The 18570-nt window shown below is 29.2% G+C and carries 16 protein-coding genes and 1 riboswitch; of the genes, 3 read left to right on the top strand and 13 right to left on the bottom strand.

The window, feature by feature from the left end:
• Positions 1–58: 58 nt before the first annotated feature.
• Genes CURI_RS12500 through CURI_RS12510 form a run of 3 tightly spaced genes read right to left on the bottom strand, consistent with a single transcriptional unit; the run spans position 59 to position 3282 of the window.
• Positions 59–1849 (bottom strand): CotH kinase family protein, encoded by a 1791-nt coding sequence (locus tag CURI_RS12500; RefSeq protein ID WP_014968630.1) that lies wholly within the window; start codon positions 1847–1849, stop codon positions 59–61.
• 21 nt (positions 1850–1870) lie between these two features.
• Positions 1871–2557 carry a DUF4956 domain-containing protein gene (locus tag CURI_RS12505; protein WP_014968631.1) on the bottom strand — a complete coding sequence of 229 codons (687 nt, stop codon included), beginning with the start codon at positions 2555–2557 and terminating at the stop codon, positions 1871–1873.
• A 2-nt stretch (positions 2558–2559) separates the two neighbouring features.
• A complete protein-coding gene (locus CURI_RS12510) occupies positions 2560–3282 on the bottom strand; it encodes a polyphosphate polymerase domain-containing protein (protein WP_014968632.1) in 723 nt (240 codons plus the stop codon).
• 294 nt (positions 3283–3576) lie between these two features.
• Here CURI_RS12510 and CURI_RS12515 point away from each other — a divergent pair, with 294 nt between their 5' ends.
• The 3 genes from CURI_RS12515 (at position 3577) to CURI_RS12525 (ending at position 6326) form a co-directional block, all read left to right on the top strand.
• Positions 3577–5403 carry an aldehyde ferredoxin oxidoreductase family protein gene (locus tag CURI_RS12515; RefSeq protein WP_014968633.1) on the top strand — a complete coding sequence of 609 codons (1827 nt, stop codon included), beginning with the start codon at positions 3577–3579 and terminating at the stop codon, positions 5401–5403.
• Between the two features lie 10 nt (positions 5404–5413).
• The gene (locus CURI_RS12520) at positions 5414–5638 is read left to right on the top strand and encodes a MoaD/ThiS family protein (RefSeq protein ID WP_014968634.1); all 225 of its coding nucleotides are present in this window, start codon (positions 5414–5416) and stop codon (positions 5636–5638) included.
• A 4-nt stretch (positions 5639–5642) separates the two neighbouring features.
• Positions 5643–6326, top strand: a complete 684-nt coding sequence (locus CURI_RS12525) for a HesA/MoeB/ThiF family protein (RefSeq protein WP_014968635.1) — start codon at positions 5643–5645, stop codon at positions 6324–6326.
• Positions 6323–6440, top strand: a riboswitch (molybdenum cofactor riboswitch). (Overlaps the previous gene by 4 nt.)
• A gap of 112 nt (positions 6441–6552) precedes the next feature.
• On the opposite strand, the gene CURI_RS12530 is transcribed toward CURI_RS12525, so the two are convergent.
• The 10 genes from CURI_RS12530 to CURI_RS12575 all read right to left on the bottom strand — a co-directional run bounded on the left by CURI_RS12530 (position 6553) and on the right by CURI_RS12575 (position 18544).
• Positions 6553–8280 carry a methyl-accepting chemotaxis protein gene (locus CURI_RS12530; protein WP_014968636.1) on the bottom strand — a complete coding sequence of 576 codons (1728 nt, stop codon included), beginning with the start codon at positions 8278–8280 and terminating at the stop codon, positions 6553–6555.
• A 130-nt stretch (positions 8281–8410) separates the two neighbouring features.
• Positions 8411–9994 carry an exopolysaccharide Pel transporter PelG gene (pelG, locus tag CURI_RS12535; RefSeq protein WP_014968637.1) on the bottom strand — a complete coding sequence of 528 codons (1584 nt, stop codon included), beginning with the start codon at positions 9992–9994 and terminating at the stop codon, positions 8411–8413.
• Positions 9995–10001: 7 nt separating this feature from the next.
• Positions 10002–11408: a GT4 family glycosyltransferase PelF gene (gene pelF / locus CURI_RS12540; RefSeq protein WP_014968638.1), complete on the bottom strand. Its 1407-nt coding sequence runs from the start codon at positions 11406–11408 to the stop codon at positions 10002–10004.
• 13 nt (positions 11409–11421) lie between these two features.
• On the bottom strand, positions 11422–12381 hold the full coding sequence (locus CURI_RS12545; protein WP_014968639.1) for a tetratricopeptide repeat protein: 960 nt from the start codon (positions 12379–12381) through the stop codon (positions 11422–11424).
• A complete protein-coding gene (locus CURI_RS12550; protein WP_014968640.1) occupies positions 12382–13656 on the bottom strand; it encodes a GAF domain-containing protein in 1275 nt (424 codons plus the stop codon).
• Positions 13657–13665: 9 nt separating this feature from the next.
• Positions 13666–14349: a DUF4956 domain-containing protein gene (locus CURI_RS12555; RefSeq protein ID WP_014968641.1), complete on the bottom strand. Its 684-nt coding sequence runs from the start codon at positions 14347–14349 to the stop codon at positions 13666–13668.
• Between the two features lie 15 nt (positions 14350–14364).
• Entirely contained in the window at positions 14365–15069 is a 705-nt protein-coding gene (locus CURI_RS12560) for a polyphosphate polymerase domain-containing protein (RefSeq protein ID WP_014968642.1), read from the bottom strand.
• Between the two features lie 23 nt (positions 15070–15092).
• Positions 15093–16733 carry a CotH kinase family protein gene (locus CURI_RS12565; protein ID WP_014968643.1) on the bottom strand — a complete coding sequence of 547 codons (1641 nt, stop codon included), beginning with the start codon at positions 16731–16733 and terminating at the stop codon, positions 15093–15095.
• Between the two features lie 59 nt (positions 16734–16792).
• Positions 16793–17626, bottom strand: a complete 834-nt coding sequence (locus CURI_RS12570; protein WP_014968644.1) for an endo alpha-1,4 polygalactosaminidase — start codon at positions 17624–17626, stop codon at positions 16793–16795.
• Positions 17627–17638: 12 nt separating this feature from the next.
• Complete coding sequence (locus tag CURI_RS12575; RefSeq protein WP_014968645.1) at positions 17639–18544, bottom strand: NAD-dependent epimerase/dehydratase family protein; 906 nt, start codon at positions 18542–18544, stop codon at positions 17639–17641.
• Positions 18545–18570: the final 26 nt, after the last annotated feature.

Genomic DNA, 18570 nt, shown 5'->3' on the forward strand with positions numbered 1-18570 from the left:
TTATAGTATAAGCCAAATAAAGCATGCAATATGTAAAAATTTATTGCATGCTTTATCTCTATATTCTTTTTTTATTTAATCTCTGTATATATACAGTTGATAATATTAACATTGCCGCTCCTACTATTAATACTTTTATATCTTCTAAATTCACCATACCCCTTTGCTGCCCCATCATAGGCATTTTGTTATTGTTACCTTGAGGTGACATACCTTCTTTAGGAGGATTCATGCCTTGTTTGTTTTCAAAATCCTTTGGCATATTGCTTGGATTAAATTCCCCTGACATATTTTCTGGTTTATTGTTCCCACCAGACATACCCATCTTGCCTCCACCGATTCCTGTTCCATCCTTATAGGAAGGAATTGTTCCGTCTAATTGTTTTCTTACATTTTCTATTCTTGCTTCTACGAAAGATGTTAGTCCCACTATTGTGCTATTTCCAAAGCCTATTTTATTATCTTTATTAATATCATTATTTTTTACTTTTCCTTCTCTAGATCTTTCGTTACTATTTATTTCTTCATCTTTTTTTTGCCCTGGTTCAGTAGGTTCTTCCATTTGATTTTGCCCCTTTTGGTCAGGCATTTTACTGCTATTACTTGTTGTTACATCTTCACTAAGTGACTTTATATGTTCTTCTAAAGTATAAAATTTAGTAGGATCTTTTTCTACATGATTAGTTATAAGATTCGAAAGTTCTTCTACTCTTTTATTAAAGTTCTCCTTTGATAGATATCCATTAACTATCTCTTCTATATAACTATGATATTTTTCTTTATATTCTTGAACTTTTAAAAGTTTATCTATTAGTGGTCTTTCTTCCAGAGAACCCATAGTTGGCTCATCAATTAAAACCTCTGTCATTTCTCCACTTTCTGGCCCCATTCCGCCAAACCCTGCAAAAGACATATTAAAATCCCAAGGTATTATTGAAAACACTCCATTTTCTTCATAAAGATAATAATTATGCTTAAAGCTACCTTGGTAGCTGTCAAAGTTGCACAGTACTGTACTAACCGCTAGATATCTTAACACCTCATCTACATTTATATACTTTTCATAATCACTACCTTCACTTAACTCTTTCATCATATTAAGTATTTTCGAGTTATCATTTTCTTTTTTATTAGTTTTTAAATTTAATCCACTATAATTATCCATACTTTCACCTTTCCAGATTAAATCACTTCCATCTCCATCAGGTTTGTATAGATTACCATTAGTGATTTCAAAATTACTATTTATAAAAGATTCATTAACTTGTTCCACTGCTAAATATAATCCGTGTAACTTATTATTAATATACACATTCACATAGCTAAATCTTGGAGTAGGTAGTCCCATTTGCTCCATCAACTCATAAGTTAAATACTCTCTCATATAAGTCGGATCACTAAAGTTGTTATTCAGATTTATACTTGTTATTCCATAAAAATTTTGTCCATCTGTATATTCATCTAAGTTTATCTTAAAACTATATCTATCAGAATCCTGTGCTGCAACTTGCATTAAGCTTGAGTTTCCTTTTGTTCTAACACCTATATTGTTAAATTCATATCCATTATAATTAACATTAGCAACCTTAATTTCTTCTTTTTGCCCATTTTTAAGCATGTCCTCAAAATCTTTTTCACTTATATTTATCTTAACGTCTATAACTTTGTCTTTAGGAAATATTTCTTTATCTACCTTTGCATCTTTATCTTCCTGACTTAAATCTAATGTTGCATCTTTCTGTGTTGTATCTGATATATTAGTCTTATAAGATGGAACTACTGTGCTTATTATAAGTATTAGACAGTATAGAATTACAACAATTGCATACACCTTAGTATTTCTTTTCAATTTTATCACCACCAGCTTATACTATGAAACATAGTCGCCATTGTAACTTATAAGAACTGCGTTACTTACACCACTGATATTAGAAATCATATTTACAAAACCCGTTTCATTATCCTTTACTCTAAGCTCTAGTGTCATCTCAATACTATCTTTAGTTACTGTTTTAGATTTAATATTAAATTTTTTAATTTCATTTCTTATCTTCTTTATAACTTCATCCTCAGCGCTACTGTCATTACAGTTCACTACAAAAAGATATGCATTTTCAGGCATTACTGTCTTGTTGAATGCAACTAAAATTATACCTATAACTAATGAACCAAATATAGCTAACACATACAAACTAGCTCCAGTTACTATACCTACTGAAATTGACCAGAACATAAATACAATATCAACTGGATCTTTTATAGCAGTTCTAAATCTAACAATACTTAGTGCCCCTACCATACCTAGTGAAAGAACTACATTAGAGGTAACTGCCATAATAACTAGAGAAGTCACCATTGATATGGCTATTAAAGATACATTAAAACTTTTTGAAAATAAAACTCCTTTGAATGTTTTCTTATATACTACATAAATAAATAATCCTATAAGAAAAGTTAATCCTAAAGTTAGAACAACTTTCATTGCTGTTAAATCATTTGATGCACTATTTAAAAAACTTTTCTTAAATATATCTGAAAAAGTAAACGTATTATCCATTCTTAATTATCCTCCCATAAATTTGACTTTATATATTTTCTACAAATTACATACTTTGATGCTGATTGCTTAACTAGTCCCTCTAGTTGAATCATATCTTTTATGTGCTCTGGTAAATATGAATCATATTTTACCTCAAGAATTGTGTGTTCTTCATCTAATGATCTTATTGTGCTTAGCTCTGATTTCAATAAGTCTAATTGATTTAAACCTGTACTTAATTCTTTATCAAAAGTTATTCTTATGTTTCCTGGATCCGATACATATGCTTCTCTTACATACTCAACTATTACTTTTGGTCTTAAGAGATTATTCTTCATCTTCATGTAAAGTTCTTTATGAAGAGGCATATCTATATTTTTAATAACTTCATAATTGCTACTTATAATGGCTCTATAAATTTCTATGCTTGTTTTCTCTCTAATTTTAGCTACATGGCTGCCATTCTTTATCTTTTTTTCTAGGATTATTTGTTCATCACTTCTGTTATATGTTCGTATTCTATATTTCACCCGATCATTAATTCCAGCAAGCTTATCGCTTAAAGCAGTATTATCAATATCATCAAAGTATAAGCTGCTTATAAGATATTCACCATTTTCATTGGTATGTTTATCTCTTTTCATTATCCGTTTTAGTCTATGACTTAAAATATAGTAGTCATGATAATTTACATAGTACTTTAATTCATGACGATATTTTAGCTTCTTAGCGTGTTCTTTCATAGTAATCACCTCCTTATTTCATAAGAGTAGTATAAAAGACTAATGTTACACTTTTATCACAATTTTATTTTTATGTTAATATCACGTAAATATAATGTAAGGTAAATTTTCTATTACATTAAGTTATATGGATCATTGTAGAAGGAAATTTTTACCCGTTTTATTGACGATCATATGCTTAAGTCTCAATGTTTAAATTTAAACGATTCTTCATGTTAGCTGGAATTTTTGAATAAAAAGATAGGTTTGTTATAATTAAATTGTAACGAATTTATTCTAAAGGAGGTTTAATTTATGTATGGTTACATGGGAAAAGTTTTACGTGTCGATCTGACAAAAGGTACATGTTTATATGAAGATTTAAACATGGAAAATGCAAAAAACTTCATTGGAGCCAGAGGTCTTGGTGTAAAAACTTATATCGATGAAGTTGATCCAAATGTTGAAGCTATAAGTGAAGAAAACAAGATCATATTGGCTACAGGTCCGGTTACGGGAACTATAGCTCCAACAGGTGGACGCTATATGGTAATTTCAAAAGCTCCGCTAACAGGAACTATAGGAACAGCAAATTCTGGAGGATTTTTTGGTACACATCTGAAAAAATCTGGACTTGATATGATTATTATCGAGGGAAAATCTAAAGAGCCTGTTTATTTACTAATTGAAAATGACAAAGCAGAACTTCGTAGTGCAAAGCATTTATGGGGAAAAAAATTAGAAGACACTACAAAAACTCTAAAATCAGAGACAAGTGATAAGCACAAAATACTAGCAATAGGACCAGCTGGTGAAAATTTATCGCTGATGAGTTCTATTATGAATGATATTGATAGAGCTGCTGGCAGAGGTGGTATGGGAGCTATAATGGGATTTAAGAATTTAAAAGCCATATCTATTCTAGGTACAAAAACAGTTGAAGTTCCTAATAAAGATAAGTTTAGAGAAGTAGCAAAAGAAAAAATTAGTTTGATTAAGAATGACCCTGTTGGTGGTACGGGATTACGTGCTTATGGTACAGCAGTTCTTGTAAATATAATTAATGAAAATGGTATGCATCCTGTTAAGAATTTTAAGGAAGGATACACTGATTTAGAAAAAATAGATAAAGTTAGTGGTGAAACTTTAGCTAGTGATCATCTAACAAGAGCAGTAGGTTGTGCTTCTTGCCCTATTTCTTGCGGACGTGAAGTAAAACTTTCAAATGGTGATATAGTAGGTGGTCCAGAATATGAAACTCTATGGTCATTTGGACCAGACTGTGATAACTATGATCTAGACTCTATCAATGTTCTTAATATGTTATGTAATGAGTATGGATTAGATACAATATCAGCAGGGGCAACTCTTGCAGCTGCTATGGAACTATATGAAGATGGATTAATAAAGGACGAGGAACTACAAAGTGATGGATTAAGTCTTCAGTGGGGCGACAAAGATTCTATGATAAAGTGGCTACACAAAATAGCACTTAGAGAAGGTTTTGGAGCTAAAATGGCAGATGGTTCATATAGACTTTGTGAAAGCTATGGTCAGATAGATAAAAGTATGAGTGTTAAAAAACAAGAAATTGCAGCTTATGACCCACGTGGGGCAAAAGGAATCGGACTTAACTATGCAACTAATAATAGAGGCGGTTGCCACATTAAAGGTTATATGATTAACCCAGAAATTTTAGGTTATCCTGTAAAAGTGGATAGACTCTCAGATGATAAGGAAAAATCAGATTTAACTGTTATAGTTCAGAACTTAACAGCAATCGTTGATTCTATGGGTATGTGCATATTTACTACTTTCGGACTTAAAGATAATCAAGACTATGCGGATATTTTAAATGCTGTATGTGGTACAAATTATACGGGAGATACTCTATTAGAAGTTGGTGAAAGAATTTATTCATTAGAGCGTATGTATAATGAAAGATGTGGTTTTTCACGTGCTGATGATACACTTCCTAAGAGATTAACTGATGAAGCTATGCCAAGTGGCCCAGTAAAAGGTGAAATAGTGAACTTAGAAAAAATGCTTGATAACTATTATATATCACGTGGTTGGTCAAAAGATGGTATAGTTACAGAAGAAACTAAAAAACGTCTTGGCTTACAAGATTGTTTCGCATAAAGGTTCTATCATGAGTGATATAAAAGTTGAAGTTAGACTATTCGCATATTTAAGAGAAAACAGAGGAAAAGTTCTTTACACTAACGCAGATACAATTCGTAAAGTTTTGGATGAGCTAAAAATATCAGATGAAGATGCCCATATAATTTTATTAAATGGACATGATGCTGACAGAGAACATTCTTTAAAAGATGGAGATGTATTATCAATTTTTCCGCAAGTGGGTGGGGGTTGATAAAATGAACTTTGAAAGATATGTTAAAAATACAAACTCTTTTTCTAAAGAAGAAGTAGAATCAATGTTCACAAAAAAAGTGTGTATTATTGGTTGCGGTGGTCTTGGAGGATATACAATTCAAATTTTAGCACGCTTTGGAATAGGACATCTCACTTTAGTTGATGGTGACGTTTTCGTAGAAAGTAATTTAAACAGACAACTATTTGCTACAGAGAAAACGATTGGTAAGTATAAGGTTGAAGTCTGTAAAAGTGGTTTAGCAGAAATAAATAGTAATATAAATGTAAAAACTTTTAATTGCATGATTTCGGAGTCAAATGTAAACAGTATCATAACAAACCATGATATTGTAATAGACTGTTTGGATAATATAGAAACAAGATTGTTACTTGAGAAAGCTTGTTCTGAAGAAAATATACCTTTAGTACATGGTGCAATTGCTGGATTCTTTGGTCAAGTTACAACCATATATCCAGGTGATAAAACTCTTGAAAAGATTTATAAAAATAAAAATAAAGGTATTGAAAGTAAATGGGGCAATCCATCTTTTATTCCACCTACTGTAGCTTCTATACAGTGTTGTGAAGCAATAAAAGTTCTAGTAGGTAAAGGAGAAGTTTTTAGAAATAAGCTTTTATATGTAGATCTATTAAATAATGACTTCGAGATAATAAATATTAATTAAATAAAATCTTCCGAGTCTTATATACCTAAGGGATTTCCTATGGCATAAGACCAATGGGTACATGTAGAAATGTATGTGCCTCCCGAATTGGAAAGGAATGTGTTTGAGATGATTTTTCTATATTTAAAAAAACAGTCCTTTTCAGGACTGTTTTTTCATTATCATTAAAATTTATTACATAATATTAAAATACCAAGTTATCAATATCTTTATTATTAATTTTACCTTAAGTTCTAAACCTATTAACTAATTCTTCGAGGTCATGAACAACTTTAATTAGCTCATTAGAAGAGCTGGACACTTGTTCAACACTAGCTGACTGTTGCTCCATAGCTACTGATATTTCCTCAGTTGATGCAGCTGCTTCTTCTGAAATGGCACTTATTTCATCCATAGTAATTATAAACTCATCTTTGCTTTTATCTATATCTCTTATGTTATTTATTAATATGTCTAATTCATAAATAATTCCCGATATCTGATCTTCTATATTCTCAAAAGATTTTTTAGTGCTATCTGAAGCTATGCTAGTTTGCTTTATAGCAGATATAGACTCGGTAACTTGAGACTTTGTATTGTCTACTTCCTTTTTTACAATACTTATAATTTCTTCTATTTCTTTAGTTGATGTATCTGTAGCAATTGCTAATTTTCTGATTTCTTCAGCTACTACAGCAAATCCTCTCCCATGTTCTCCTGCCCTAGCTGCTTCTATACTTGCATTAAGCGATAGTAAGTTAATTTGTCCAGTAATTGAATTAATTACTTCTATAACTTTTTCAATAGACTTTGATTCATTGTAAAGTATATCTACTTGATCTGATACTTTATTTGCTATTATGCTATTTGCTCCTACCGAATCTTCTAGACTACCGATGTATAGCATTCCTTCTTCACTTGCTTTAGTAGTCTTCTCTATATGTCTTTTTATAGTATCTGAATTATTTACACATTGATTTATGCATTCAGCCAATAAATTTATTTTATCTACCCCACCTTGAACATTTTGTGCTAGATCCGCTGTCCCTTCTGCAAGCTCACTAGTAGCTCTAGCTACTCCCTCTATAGAGATTGATGTTTCTGACATCGTAGTTGAAACATTCTCTGAACTAAGTGCTACTTTATCAGAGTTGTCTTTTATATTATTTATTATTTGTCTAAGTTCACATCTCATTGATAGTATAAGATCTTGCATTATACTAATTTCATCTTGAAGTCTACTCTTACTTATTTTAACTTCTGATATCTTATCGTCATCGTCTGATAATTTTAACTTCGCCGTTTCTTTAATTATAGAACTTAAATTTGCTATACGACCTGAAACATCTCTCCCATTATATATAGCAAAAATTCCGTTTACTAACACAATAGCTATAGATATTAATATAAATCTCATTCTTGCATCATTATAGTGCTTATTATTTTCAGTATGAACACTATTAGCACTTTTACTATTTCTTTTAACAAGTTCTTCTATTAAATTATTAATTTTAGTGAAATGATCTTGAGAATATCCTAAAGTTGCCTCCATAGCAACCTTACCCTCTCCGGCTTTTCCTAGATATAAAAGCTTATTGCTTATGTTTAAGTATGATTTCCATTCTTTATTTATTTGTTCTATCATATTTTTTTCTTTTTTAGACTTTATAATTTTACTATATTCGTTTATGTACTTTTCAAATTCGCTTCTTAAATTCTTTAAATCCTTTTCTGCATCATCTACAAGCTCTGGATCATCAGCTATAATATGTACGTACTCTCTAGACCTAAAATCTACAAGTGTTTTATTAGCTTTATGAGCTAAGTCTACTGCATTAAGCCATGTATCTGTTATTTGATTTGATCTATCTTTTACTGTTCTTAATGAGTAAATAGAAAGTATGCTAAGTATTATAGTGAGCATAATTATGATGGCAGATGTGCTATACATTCTCATTCTGATTGTTAGCTTCATATATTTTTTTACCTCCAGTAAAATTATTTATCTGATAGCTTACAATTCAAATCTAGCACTTTAATATATCCATGTCTATGTATTTTACATTAATATAACCTGTACATAACAAATACTTTACATTACTTTATTAGAACTTAATACTAATAATTTTAGCTATAAAATATATAAATATTGCAGCTAATATAATTAAAATATTTATATATTTACTATTAATCTTAAGTTTATTTTTCAATAAATTATTTCCTTGATTCACTTCATTCAGCTTGTATCTATTCATAGTATCTGAGATTTTTATAAAAATTCCTGTATCCTCCTCTACAAAAAGTGGCTGTAGAGAAAATGTTGTGAAGTTAAGTTTTTTTATAAATCTAGATAAAAATATCATAGCAATAATTAATGATATAAATGATCCTATAGTAAACCCATATCCATAGTATTCTAACCCGCTGCTACTGAAAAGGTACGTAAATATAATATTTGAAGCTAGAAATATAAAGGAAACTATTACCGCATATACCCTAGATTCAAAGTAAAGTAAAACTATTATTATCAATAAAGCGAATATATTAAATACCGCACCTAAAGCACTTATCCTAAAGATATTCCTTATTACTATACTAATATTTAAAAAGCTAAGTATCTGTCTAGAAAGTAATATTATAGTTGTAGTTATTAAAAGCTGTACATAAAAAGTATGACGTAACTTTCCATATAAGGTTTTCTTCATTTCATTCTTTGCTATTAATAATTCTTCATAAGTTCCTGTTTTATTAGCTAACTCATAATATTTTTTATAACAATCGTAAAACTCTGTTTCTACAGATACTAAAAACATTACTGTTGATGGTATAGTAGTTAAATATGCTAAGAATACAGCATTATCATAAATAGGTGCATAATGATATGTTTCGTATGCGTTAACACCTACTACACTAAACCACATTATAATATCATCTATCCAAAGACCTACTGTGTAAAATAATCCAATATAAAATAAACTCGGAAATTTATTTACATATCTTATAAAATCATATTCTAAATTATTTCCGAAATAAAACGTTGACAAAAAGCTATATAAAAGTATTGCAAACGTTAAGCTTATGCCTAGTAAATATGCAAACAATATGTTTGTAGAGTATACATTAGAGGGAAATTTTATAGGATTTAATAAAAAGAATATAGTCATTCCAATTGAAATCAGACCTCCATATATATACGCCTTGGAGATTAATTCATAATTTTTCACTGCACTTAAATAAACCATAAGTATCCAAACCATTGTGAGAATCGTAAACAAATATATAGACATTACCTTGTAGTAAATTGATATCGGTTTATTAATATAAAAGCACACTGCAATTATAAATGATAGAAAAAATACTATTTTATTTATTCCTATATATGAAGGTCTGATACAGTCATATTCTTCAGTGTAAAGTTTATCAGAAATATATCTAGTAATTATAAATTGCCATGGTGCTGTTATAATCTGAGAAAATACAAAACTATAAACAATGGTGCCCATAAATAATTCTTTTTCTAAAGGATTATCTAGAAAAACCTCCATTGTAGCTAGCATAATATTAACAGTTACTACTGCTGCAATCCAAGGACCTGCTGATACTAGTGCAGAATATATATATGCTTTGCCTCTATTCGTATATGTTTCGTCTCTAAATAATCTTTTTAAGGTAAATCCAATTCCAGCCATAATATTATCATCCTAGCTCCTCATACAATCTTTTATAATTATCTATAAAGCTTTTTTCACTATAAATTCTTTCTGCCCTAATTCTTCCGTTCTTGCCCATTTGCTTTCTTAAATCTGGATTTTTAATTAGTCTAATTATCATAGCTGCTGTTTCACTTGCTGATACCAGATTAGTTACTATACCACAACTTCCTTCATGATCATCTTCTTCTAGCAGTTCTTTACATCCTCCTACATCTGTAGACACTATAGGAATTCCAGATGCCATTCCTTCTAAAATTACTAAGGGTTGACCCTCAGATATGGAAGTCAAAACTAGTACATCTATTTTTTTAAGATATTCTTTTACGTCTACTCTACCTGTAAATATTATATCTTTCTCTAACTTTAGTAACTTAACTAGACCTAAACACTGTTGATAGTATTCTTTATCCTCATCTGCTGGTCCAATTAAATAAAGCTTGGCTGAATCAACTGTGTCTTTTACAATTTTGAAGGCTCTTATTAGAGTCATCACATCTTTTATAGGCACTATCCTAAGAATAGCCCCTATATTATACTCCTCATGTTCTTCATACTCTATTTTATAATTCTCTAAGTTTACTCCATTATGAATAATTTCTGTTTTTTCTTTAGAAGCTCCTAGCTTATGTTGAATATCCTGATTTCTCTGAAACAAAGTAACTATTTTATCCGCTTCCTTATATGCTGCAGTGGAAATAAAGTAAAAAAACTTAATCCATAGCTTTTTATAAATTCCTGTTACCCAGTTAGCCTTTATAATTTCTTCTTCTCTTTCACGAGCATATATTCCATGTTCAGTTAGTAAAAAAGGCTTTTTATTAATCTGTTTAAAGTGCACACCTATTATGCCTGCATATCCAGTTGATACTGCATGATATATATCAGCTTCCATGATTTCTTGATTAAATAAATTCAGAAATGGTAGTAACATAGTTCTTACAGTCCAGAAAAATGTATTTAAACTCTCTTCATTATATTGTTTTGTATATATGTCTATAATATTATCCCAGAAAAATTTGCTTTGCAGAAAGTCTACTGAACTTCCTATCTTTTTAGGATTAGATATTAAGTTTATAAGTTTGTTCCATTCTACATCTGATTCTAAAGATAATAGCTTGTACAAGCATTCTCTTTCTTCTTTATTAAATCTTAGCTTTCTTTTTATAAACCTATGTTTTAATTTCAAGTAATCATCTAAATAGATTGTCCTTATTTCTATTAGATTATCTGGTATTTTATATTTATACTCCAGCTCTTCTTTATATGATGGCATCAAAGATATTACTTTAAACTTTATATGAGGTAGTCCATTTATTAGCTGATTAATCCAACTTGAAACCCCTCCAGTAACATACGGATATGCTCCTTCTGCAATCAAACAAATTACCATTCCACCCCTCTTTTCATCTCCAAAATGATAATATCTTTTCGTACTCTTTAGGTATATCTTCTCTATTATCTAAATCCTTAATTAAATTATTTAACTCATCAAAGTCTTTTTTCTCATATGCAATTTGTATTTTATTGAATATACCATCAAATTTATCTGTATATTTTTTCAACAAATCATCATTAACTTTTTCTGCTTGTTTAAAATTCTTATCTCGAATATATGCTTTAACTAACTCGTTCACTATTTTAAGTGTTTCTTTTTTAGATTCTATTAGCTTATTTAATATATCTATATATTCGAGATTAAATGCATTCAAAACTTCTGATGATAATAGTCCAGACTCTATATAACTTTTATAGACTTCTGAAAGCTTTACTAGTATTCTGATATCCTTTTTTATATTAAACTCTTCTTTTAACTGATTAATAATTATTGAGAATTCGTTTTCTATCATGTTTAAAGTTACTGCAGTATAGTGTTTTACTTCTCCATCTTGATCTACTAAGCCTTTTTGTAGTAAATTAATTCTTCCATCATAATAGTTCACATCAAATTCTATGATTGATTCTTTCTTACTTTCAGAATCTAATAAATTCATTTGATCTAAAAAGCTTATAGTAGACACTTCTTTTCTATAATCTAATTTCTTTTTATCTTCTAATAATCTATCATAGTGAATGTACTGCTCATACTCCTCCAGTACCATACTATCCCTCATAAAATAGTCTAAACTAAAGTATAGACCAGAGACTAATATACCTCCTAACCCCGGTAAAAAAAATGCTATATAAGTAGGTACTCCTTTAGTTTGCTTCAGATATTTGTTTTCTAAATTATAAAGAAGTAAGTATAGAAGTGTATGAACAAGCATTATTTCTTTTATTAGTTTAGGATTTTCTAGAAATAAAATGAATATAATACAGTCCAATATTCCTATTAAAAATATAAATAAGATCACTAAGCTCCCCATTTAAATTTCAGCTCCTAAGGCTTTTTTTGAACTTTCACTTTCTTCATAATGTTTGTCATATATCTTTTCTAAACCATAACTTACTTTACTTAGAATTCTCTCTTCCACTATCTTTAGCTTATCTTCTGGTGTAGCTGGTAAAAGAATGTATATTACTTTTTTTAACTTATCATATCCTATGATATCCACATCTCTTAAGATTTTCTTCATCTTTTCATTTACGTCTTCTAGTTGCAAATCTTCTACTCTATATTTAAGAAGACCATATTCCATGCCAAAATCTCTTTTTCTTCTCTTTTCTTCCTCTAGCCTTTCTTCAAACGATCTATACTCCATTATCTCTGTACCATCAATATACGGTGATTCTCTTAATTCCCCTACATACATTGCTTTTTGCAGAGATTTATTTACCCAGTCTATAATAACTCTAAATAGCTGATATGCATATTCTGATAACTTATCAAAGTCCATGTTTTCTACATTTACAATAGCTATTACTTTTCCATCTTTAACTAATGGAGCTGCCATTAATGCAAATCCTTCTTCTTTTACATCACTCCATCTAACTGGTATCTTTTCTAGTACAACTTTACTAAGACCAGGGGACTCTTGTACTTGTTTTGAACTCTTCTCTTCTACATGATCTCCCATTCTAATTTTAAGTCTTAAATATCCGCTCTTCTCATTATACGTATATACTGATACAGTATTAGCCTTTAGATATTTAGATAGTATACCTATAGTCTCTGTATATATAGCTTCTAATTCAAAAGTCTCAAGTCTTGAGGCTATCTCGTATAAGTTAAGTATACTTTCTTCTGAGTTTATGATTTGCTTCTTAAGTTCTTCTTGAATTTTTTTAGTCAACTTATATGATTCATCTAGCTTTTTATATCTATTTTTTATTAATTTGTTCTCATTCAAAGCCTTTTCTAGTCTAGTATCATAATTATCTTTAAAACTTCCAAACACCATAGATGATCCGAAAAATAATAAAATATACTTACAGTTATCTATATATCTAAATAGTGTCAATATATCTCCATGGATCTGTATAAAAACATAAGTATAAAATATAGAAGATATAACAGCACTGATTAATCCTAACTGATTTCCATACCTTAATCCCATTAAAGCACATAGTAGTAGCAGTGGATGTGGATTTAAGCTTAAGTAAACATCTTGATTGTACTGCTTAGTAAAAAATATGAAGTAAATTATAACATTTATAAGAATTGTTTCTGACACACAGTATATCGTTTTTTTTGTATTCATATTATCATCCTATTGTCCAACAAAATTTCCATTATAACTTATTAAAGATGTATTTTTTACACCTTCTATTTGAGATATTTCTTCTACAAAAGATGTATCTGATCCAATTATTTTAACTTCAAGTGTTAATTCTGTTATCCCTCTGTTAATAGTCTTCGATTTTATGTTATAGTCTAGCTCATTTAAGCTCATAAATATATTATCACTTGCTTCGTCCTCATAATGAATAATAAGCATAAATATGTTATTAGTGTTTTTATACTTCATTAATATTACAATTACTATTCCAATAAACAATGTTCCAGTTATAGCAACTGTGTATAGCCTAGCCCCTGCTGTAAGTCCTGATGCAACTGCCCAAAACATGAATGTGGTATCTATTGGTTCTTTAACAGCTGTTCTAAATCTTACAATACTTAAAGCTCCTACCATTCCCAAAGACAAAACTAAGTTTGAACTAATAGTCATGATAATTAAAGATGTAGTCACTGACATTATAACTAGAGAAACATTATAGCTATGGTTATAAATAACTCCGCTGTGAGTCTTTTTATATATATGAAAGATATATAACGACAAGACTAAACTAATTATTAATCCTAATATTATATCTGGAAAGCCAACAGATCCAAAAACATCTCCTTTGAACAAACTCTTTTTTATTACATCTTTGAAACTTAATGCATCATTCATATTTGTTCCTCCTATTTATATTGATAAATGCTCCCTACATATTACGTATTTTGAAATAGCTAATCTGCTATGGCAATACATTTCTAATGCATTTTTAATATGATTTGGTAAATAGTTGTCATATTTTACTTCTAATATATTTTCATATCCTTGTCCTACATTATAGGAGATTAAATCTTTGTCAAATATATTCCTATAAGGCCTTTGTGCTGATAATCCTCTGTCAAAAGTAATTCTTATTTGATTGAATGGAAAAGTATAAGCCTCCCTTTTATAATCTACTATAACTTTTGGCCTTAGCATGTTATTTCTAATTTGATAGTAATAATTTTTTTTAACAGAATTATTATCATGAATTAAGCTTTCTATATTTCCATCAAAGATATCTTCGTATTCACTTTTTGAAATACTGCAAACTTTCTTCTGAATATAGTTATCATATTTGATCTTTTCTTCTAACTTAATAACTTTATCCGAAAAATTATAAATTCTCACTCTAAATTTTCTACGATTTGGAATTCCTAAATATTTCTCATTAAGTGCTGTATCATATATGTCATCAAAATAAAGACTTCTTATATGATAACCCTCACTGTCCTTTGAATGTTTATCCATATACATAGTTTTATCCAATATATTTTTCAGTTGTAAGTAAGAACCCTCAGTTATTAGATATTTATATTCATGACGAACTTTTATACTATTTCTTTTTCCTAACACACCATTTCCTCCCGATAAACTGTTTAGTGCACATAAAAAGGTTGAATACTAAAGTAATATTTTAAAGTTTTTTCATTTCTATATATATCAAATGCATCTTGAATATTTCCGTTCGAGTCTTTTATCTGCAGTCTCCAGTAGTATTTTCCTAAATCTAGTCCATTAACTATTTGTTCTGTATCTACGATACCATCCTTATGATAGATAATAGTTTCAAACTCTGGAGAATCACTAATATCTATATTGTATTCAATTAAATCACCTTGTAAATCGTAAGACTTAGTCCATTTAAAAACATACTGACCTCCTATTTTTAATGGTTCATCCATAAACACAGGCATTGGCTTTTCTAAGCTTTTATAGTATGTTTCTTTATTCTTTTCAATACTTTTAGGCATTTCTTGAAGTTCTTTTTCCAGCTTTTCTAAACTTATTGATTTGTCTAAGCTATCTGGTTCTCTACTTAAGTAATAGTTTAAAATTGGTCTGTATTGTGCCAGAAGTTCATTTGTTCTTTCTTCAGTAATTATATTTTTAGATAAATACTCTATCTTTTCACTTAATTCTTTTACATTTTCCTTATTTTTTAAAAATCTTTTGTGAAGTACACCGCCCCAATAAATAGAAGCTCCTTCTTGCCACTTACCCCTTGAATAGTGGTATCCTCCCCATCCCTTATCATAGTCCCAGGGTAAGAAGTACCATTTATTTTCATTGCTTGGACTATATAAGTAAAAATTTCTACTCCCTATATCAATATTGTCAGTTAGTATATTTAATGCCATCCATGTAATATAGTTCTCTCTATCAAAATACTTAGATATAACATCATTAATATGAATTGATTCATTATTTACATCTTCTAGCATGTTGATTAATTTCTGATGATCATCGTTACCCTTTATTTCTAATATTTTCTCGAATTCCTCAATATCATACTCTGGATCAGTTTTGAGCTTTATACTTTCTTTATATCTGTAGAATTCAAAGTTCTCAACTTTATATAAAGAAGCTTTTGTATCAAGTTTATGATTTTTTAAAAAAGTAGTATCTACATTCTCTATATTAGTGAAAAGTCCATAATCTTTAAACTTTTCGTTGAAGTTTCCTTTACTTAAGTCTTTAATATAAACGTGTACAAACTGATTTCTTAAACTATTTATTGCCGGAATATCTTGCAAGTAATCAAATGTTAATTTATTTCTAGTCCTAGTATAGTCAAAAGCATGTTTATTCAAATTTACAACTCTATAACTATCCCATAATCCTGCTTCTTTATCTAATTTTACTCTATAAGACTTTTGTTCAGCAGTTTTTGCAGACTGTCCTCTTAATCTCATTTTTCCATTTGCATCAGTTAGTCCATATCCAAAGTCACCAGGTCTTATAACTCCATCTTTTCCTTCTTGAAGTAGCACCCTTACTTCTAATTTTTCATCTATATTTTCATTTAGTTCTTCAAATGTATACTTATATTCATGTGACTGATCTTCTGAAGGCATTACAGTTATATAAAGCTCTTTTACGCTGTTTATAGCTTCATCTTCATAAATGTCATCATTATCTATAATCCCTTTGTCCTTATTATAAGCTCCTGTTTTATAGCTACATGAAGTAAGAAGTAATATGCACAAAATCAATAGTATAGTTAAATTTTTTTTCATTTTGTTGACTTCCTTTCACAATAAACTCTCATAATTTATAAGCTGTGCAAATCTACTTATCACCATTTTGTATATCTTCCATCCTTCTCTAGGTACATATGCTTCCAATTTAACTTCTTAGTAAAAATACTATTTTCTCTTTCATCTTCAAAAGATAAAGAAAAAATTACAAACTTATTTTTACTATTTATCTCTTGTAGTTTTTTAAAAGTTTCTTGATAATCCTCATCAAATTCATTTACATTTAAATTTTCCCATAATAATCCGTCAATGTAATCACTACTAAAATCAATTACACTTTTAAACCCTCTATTTTGTATAATATATATGTCTGGATACTTTTTTCTTATCTTTTTCAGGACTTCCTCATAACCTTTATTTAATTTTTTATAAATTTCTTCATTTGTGCTATAGTAATCTATCCAGTCAACAGTATCTAAAAAAACTCCATCCATTCCCTTAGATAAAATCCTTTCTTCTAATGTATTTAAAAGTATTTCTTGGTAATGTTCTTGACTGATATCTGCTAACGGATTTTTAAAACTTTTATTGTATAGTGTTTTTCCTTCAAAGGTCATATAGTCTTCTTCATTCATTTTTTCCAAAATCTCTTCATCCCAATGTCCAATCTCTATTGTAGATAAGTATCCTATTAATATAGTATTTTTTTTCTTTTTAATATTCCTAACATCTTCTTTCTCAAAGTTTAAAGCCTCCACAATTAACAAATCGTACTTTTCCATATCTGTTATTATCTCATCATCAATACCTCTATAGTAAATTCTATATTTTTTTACTTTTTCCAAGCTACTTTTGTTTTCAGCTGTTAGTATACGTGTTGATTGCCATATGAGTAATATAACTAGTAGTATAAAGATAATTTTTTTGAGCAAATAAAGTTCCTCCTAGTATTCTAACATTTCTTTCAATCCTTCTTTTAAAGTGTATTTAGGTTCCCATCCTATAATTTTTTTAGACAGTTCACTATTAAAATAACTATTTAAAATATCTCCTTGTCTTTTATCTGCATAAATAGTTTCAATATTAGTACGTGATATACTTTTTATTATGTTAATCAGTTCGTTGATACTTGTTTCTACTCCAGTCCCTATGTTTAGTGTCGCACTACTTCCTTTATTTATTGAAAGCATATTAGCTTTAACAATGTCTTTTACATATATAAAGTCCCTAGTTTGATTCCCGTCCCCATAAATTGTTGTTCTATCCTTAGATTGAAGTTTATCTAACAGTATAGATATAACTCCACCTTCACCTTCAGAGCTTTGTCTATCACCATAAACATTTGCATATCTAAGTATGGTATAGTCTACTCCATATAGTCTTTGATAGGTCTTTATATATTCTTCTGAAGCATATTTTGATGTTCCATAAAAAGAAGTACTATTTATATAATGTTTCTCATCTATTCCTAGATATATTGGTTCGCCATATACCGCAGCTGTAGAAGAGTGAACAATTTTTTTTACTTTATACTTTTTACAACATTCTAAAACATTTACAGTACCTAAAACATTATTTTGTAAGTCATATATGGGGTCTATTAAAGATTTATTTACGCTTACTTGTGCGGCACTATGAATTACATAATCAGGCTTTTCTCTTTCAAATATTCTATATATATTCTCGCTTATTATATCTTCCTCATAAAATTTAGCCTTATTATTTATATTTTTAACATTACCTGTTGATAAGTTATCTACTATAATAACTTTATCCCCTATATTTATTAATTCATCAACAATATGTGAGCCAATAAACCCAGCTCCACCTGTAACAAGTATCTTTCTCATATCTTATCACCTCTTTACAAAATAAG

This window comes from Gottschalkia acidurici 9a (genome assembly GCF_000299355.1).
GTDB classification, from domain to species: Bacteria; Bacillota; Clostridia; order Tissierellales; family Gottschalkiaceae; genus Gottschalkia; species Gottschalkia acidurici.

Bases quoted from the DNA above. Each gene is read 5' to 3' on its own strand.
- CURI_RS12505 (WP_014968631.1), bottom strand. From the start codon at position 2,557: ATGGATAATACGTTTACTTTTTCAGATATATTTAAGAAAAGTTTTTTA.
- CURI_RS12510 (WP_014968632.1), bottom strand. From the start codon at position 3,282: ATGAAAGAACACGCTAAGAAGCTAAAATATCGTCATGAATTAAAGTAC.
- CURI_RS12515 (WP_014968633.1), top strand. From the start codon at position 3,577: ATGTATGGTTACATGGGAAAAGTTTTACGTGTCGATCTGACAAAAGGT.
- CURI_RS12520 (WP_014968634.1), top strand. From the start codon at position 5,414: ATGAGTGATATAAAAGTTGAAGTTAGACTATTCGCATATTTAAGAGAA.
- CURI_RS12525 (WP_014968635.1), top strand. From the start codon at position 5,643: ATGAACTTTGAAAGATATGTTAAAAATACAAACTCTTTTTCTAAAGAA.
- CURI_RS12530 (WP_014968636.1), bottom strand. From the start codon at position 8,280: ATGAAGCTAACAATCAGAATGAGAATGTATAGCACATCTGCCATCATA.
- pelG (WP_014968637.1), bottom strand. From the start codon at position 9,994: ATGGCTGGAATTGGATTTACCTTAAAAAGATTATTTAGAGACGAAACA.
- pelF (WP_014968638.1), bottom strand. From the start codon at position 11,408: ATGGTAATTTGTTTGATTGCAGAAGGAGCATATCCGTATGTTACTGGA.
- CURI_RS12545 (WP_014968639.1), bottom strand. From the start codon at position 12,381: ATGGGGAGCTTAGTGATCTTATTTATATTTTTAATAGGAATATTGGAC.
- CURI_RS12550 (WP_014968640.1), bottom strand. From the start codon at position 13,656: ATGAATACAAAAAAAACGATATACTGTGTGTCAGAAACAATTCTTATA.
- CURI_RS12555 (WP_014968641.1), bottom strand. From the start codon at position 14,349: ATGAATGATGCATTAAGTTTCAAAGATGTAATAAAAAAGAGTTTGTTC.
- CURI_RS12565 (WP_014968643.1), bottom strand. From the start codon at position 16,733: ATGAAAAAAAATTTAACTATACTATTGATTTTGTGCATATTACTTCTT.
- CURI_RS12575 (WP_014968645.1), bottom strand. From the start codon at position 18,544: ATGAGAAAGATACTTGTTACAGGTGGAGCTGGGTTTATTGGCTCACAT.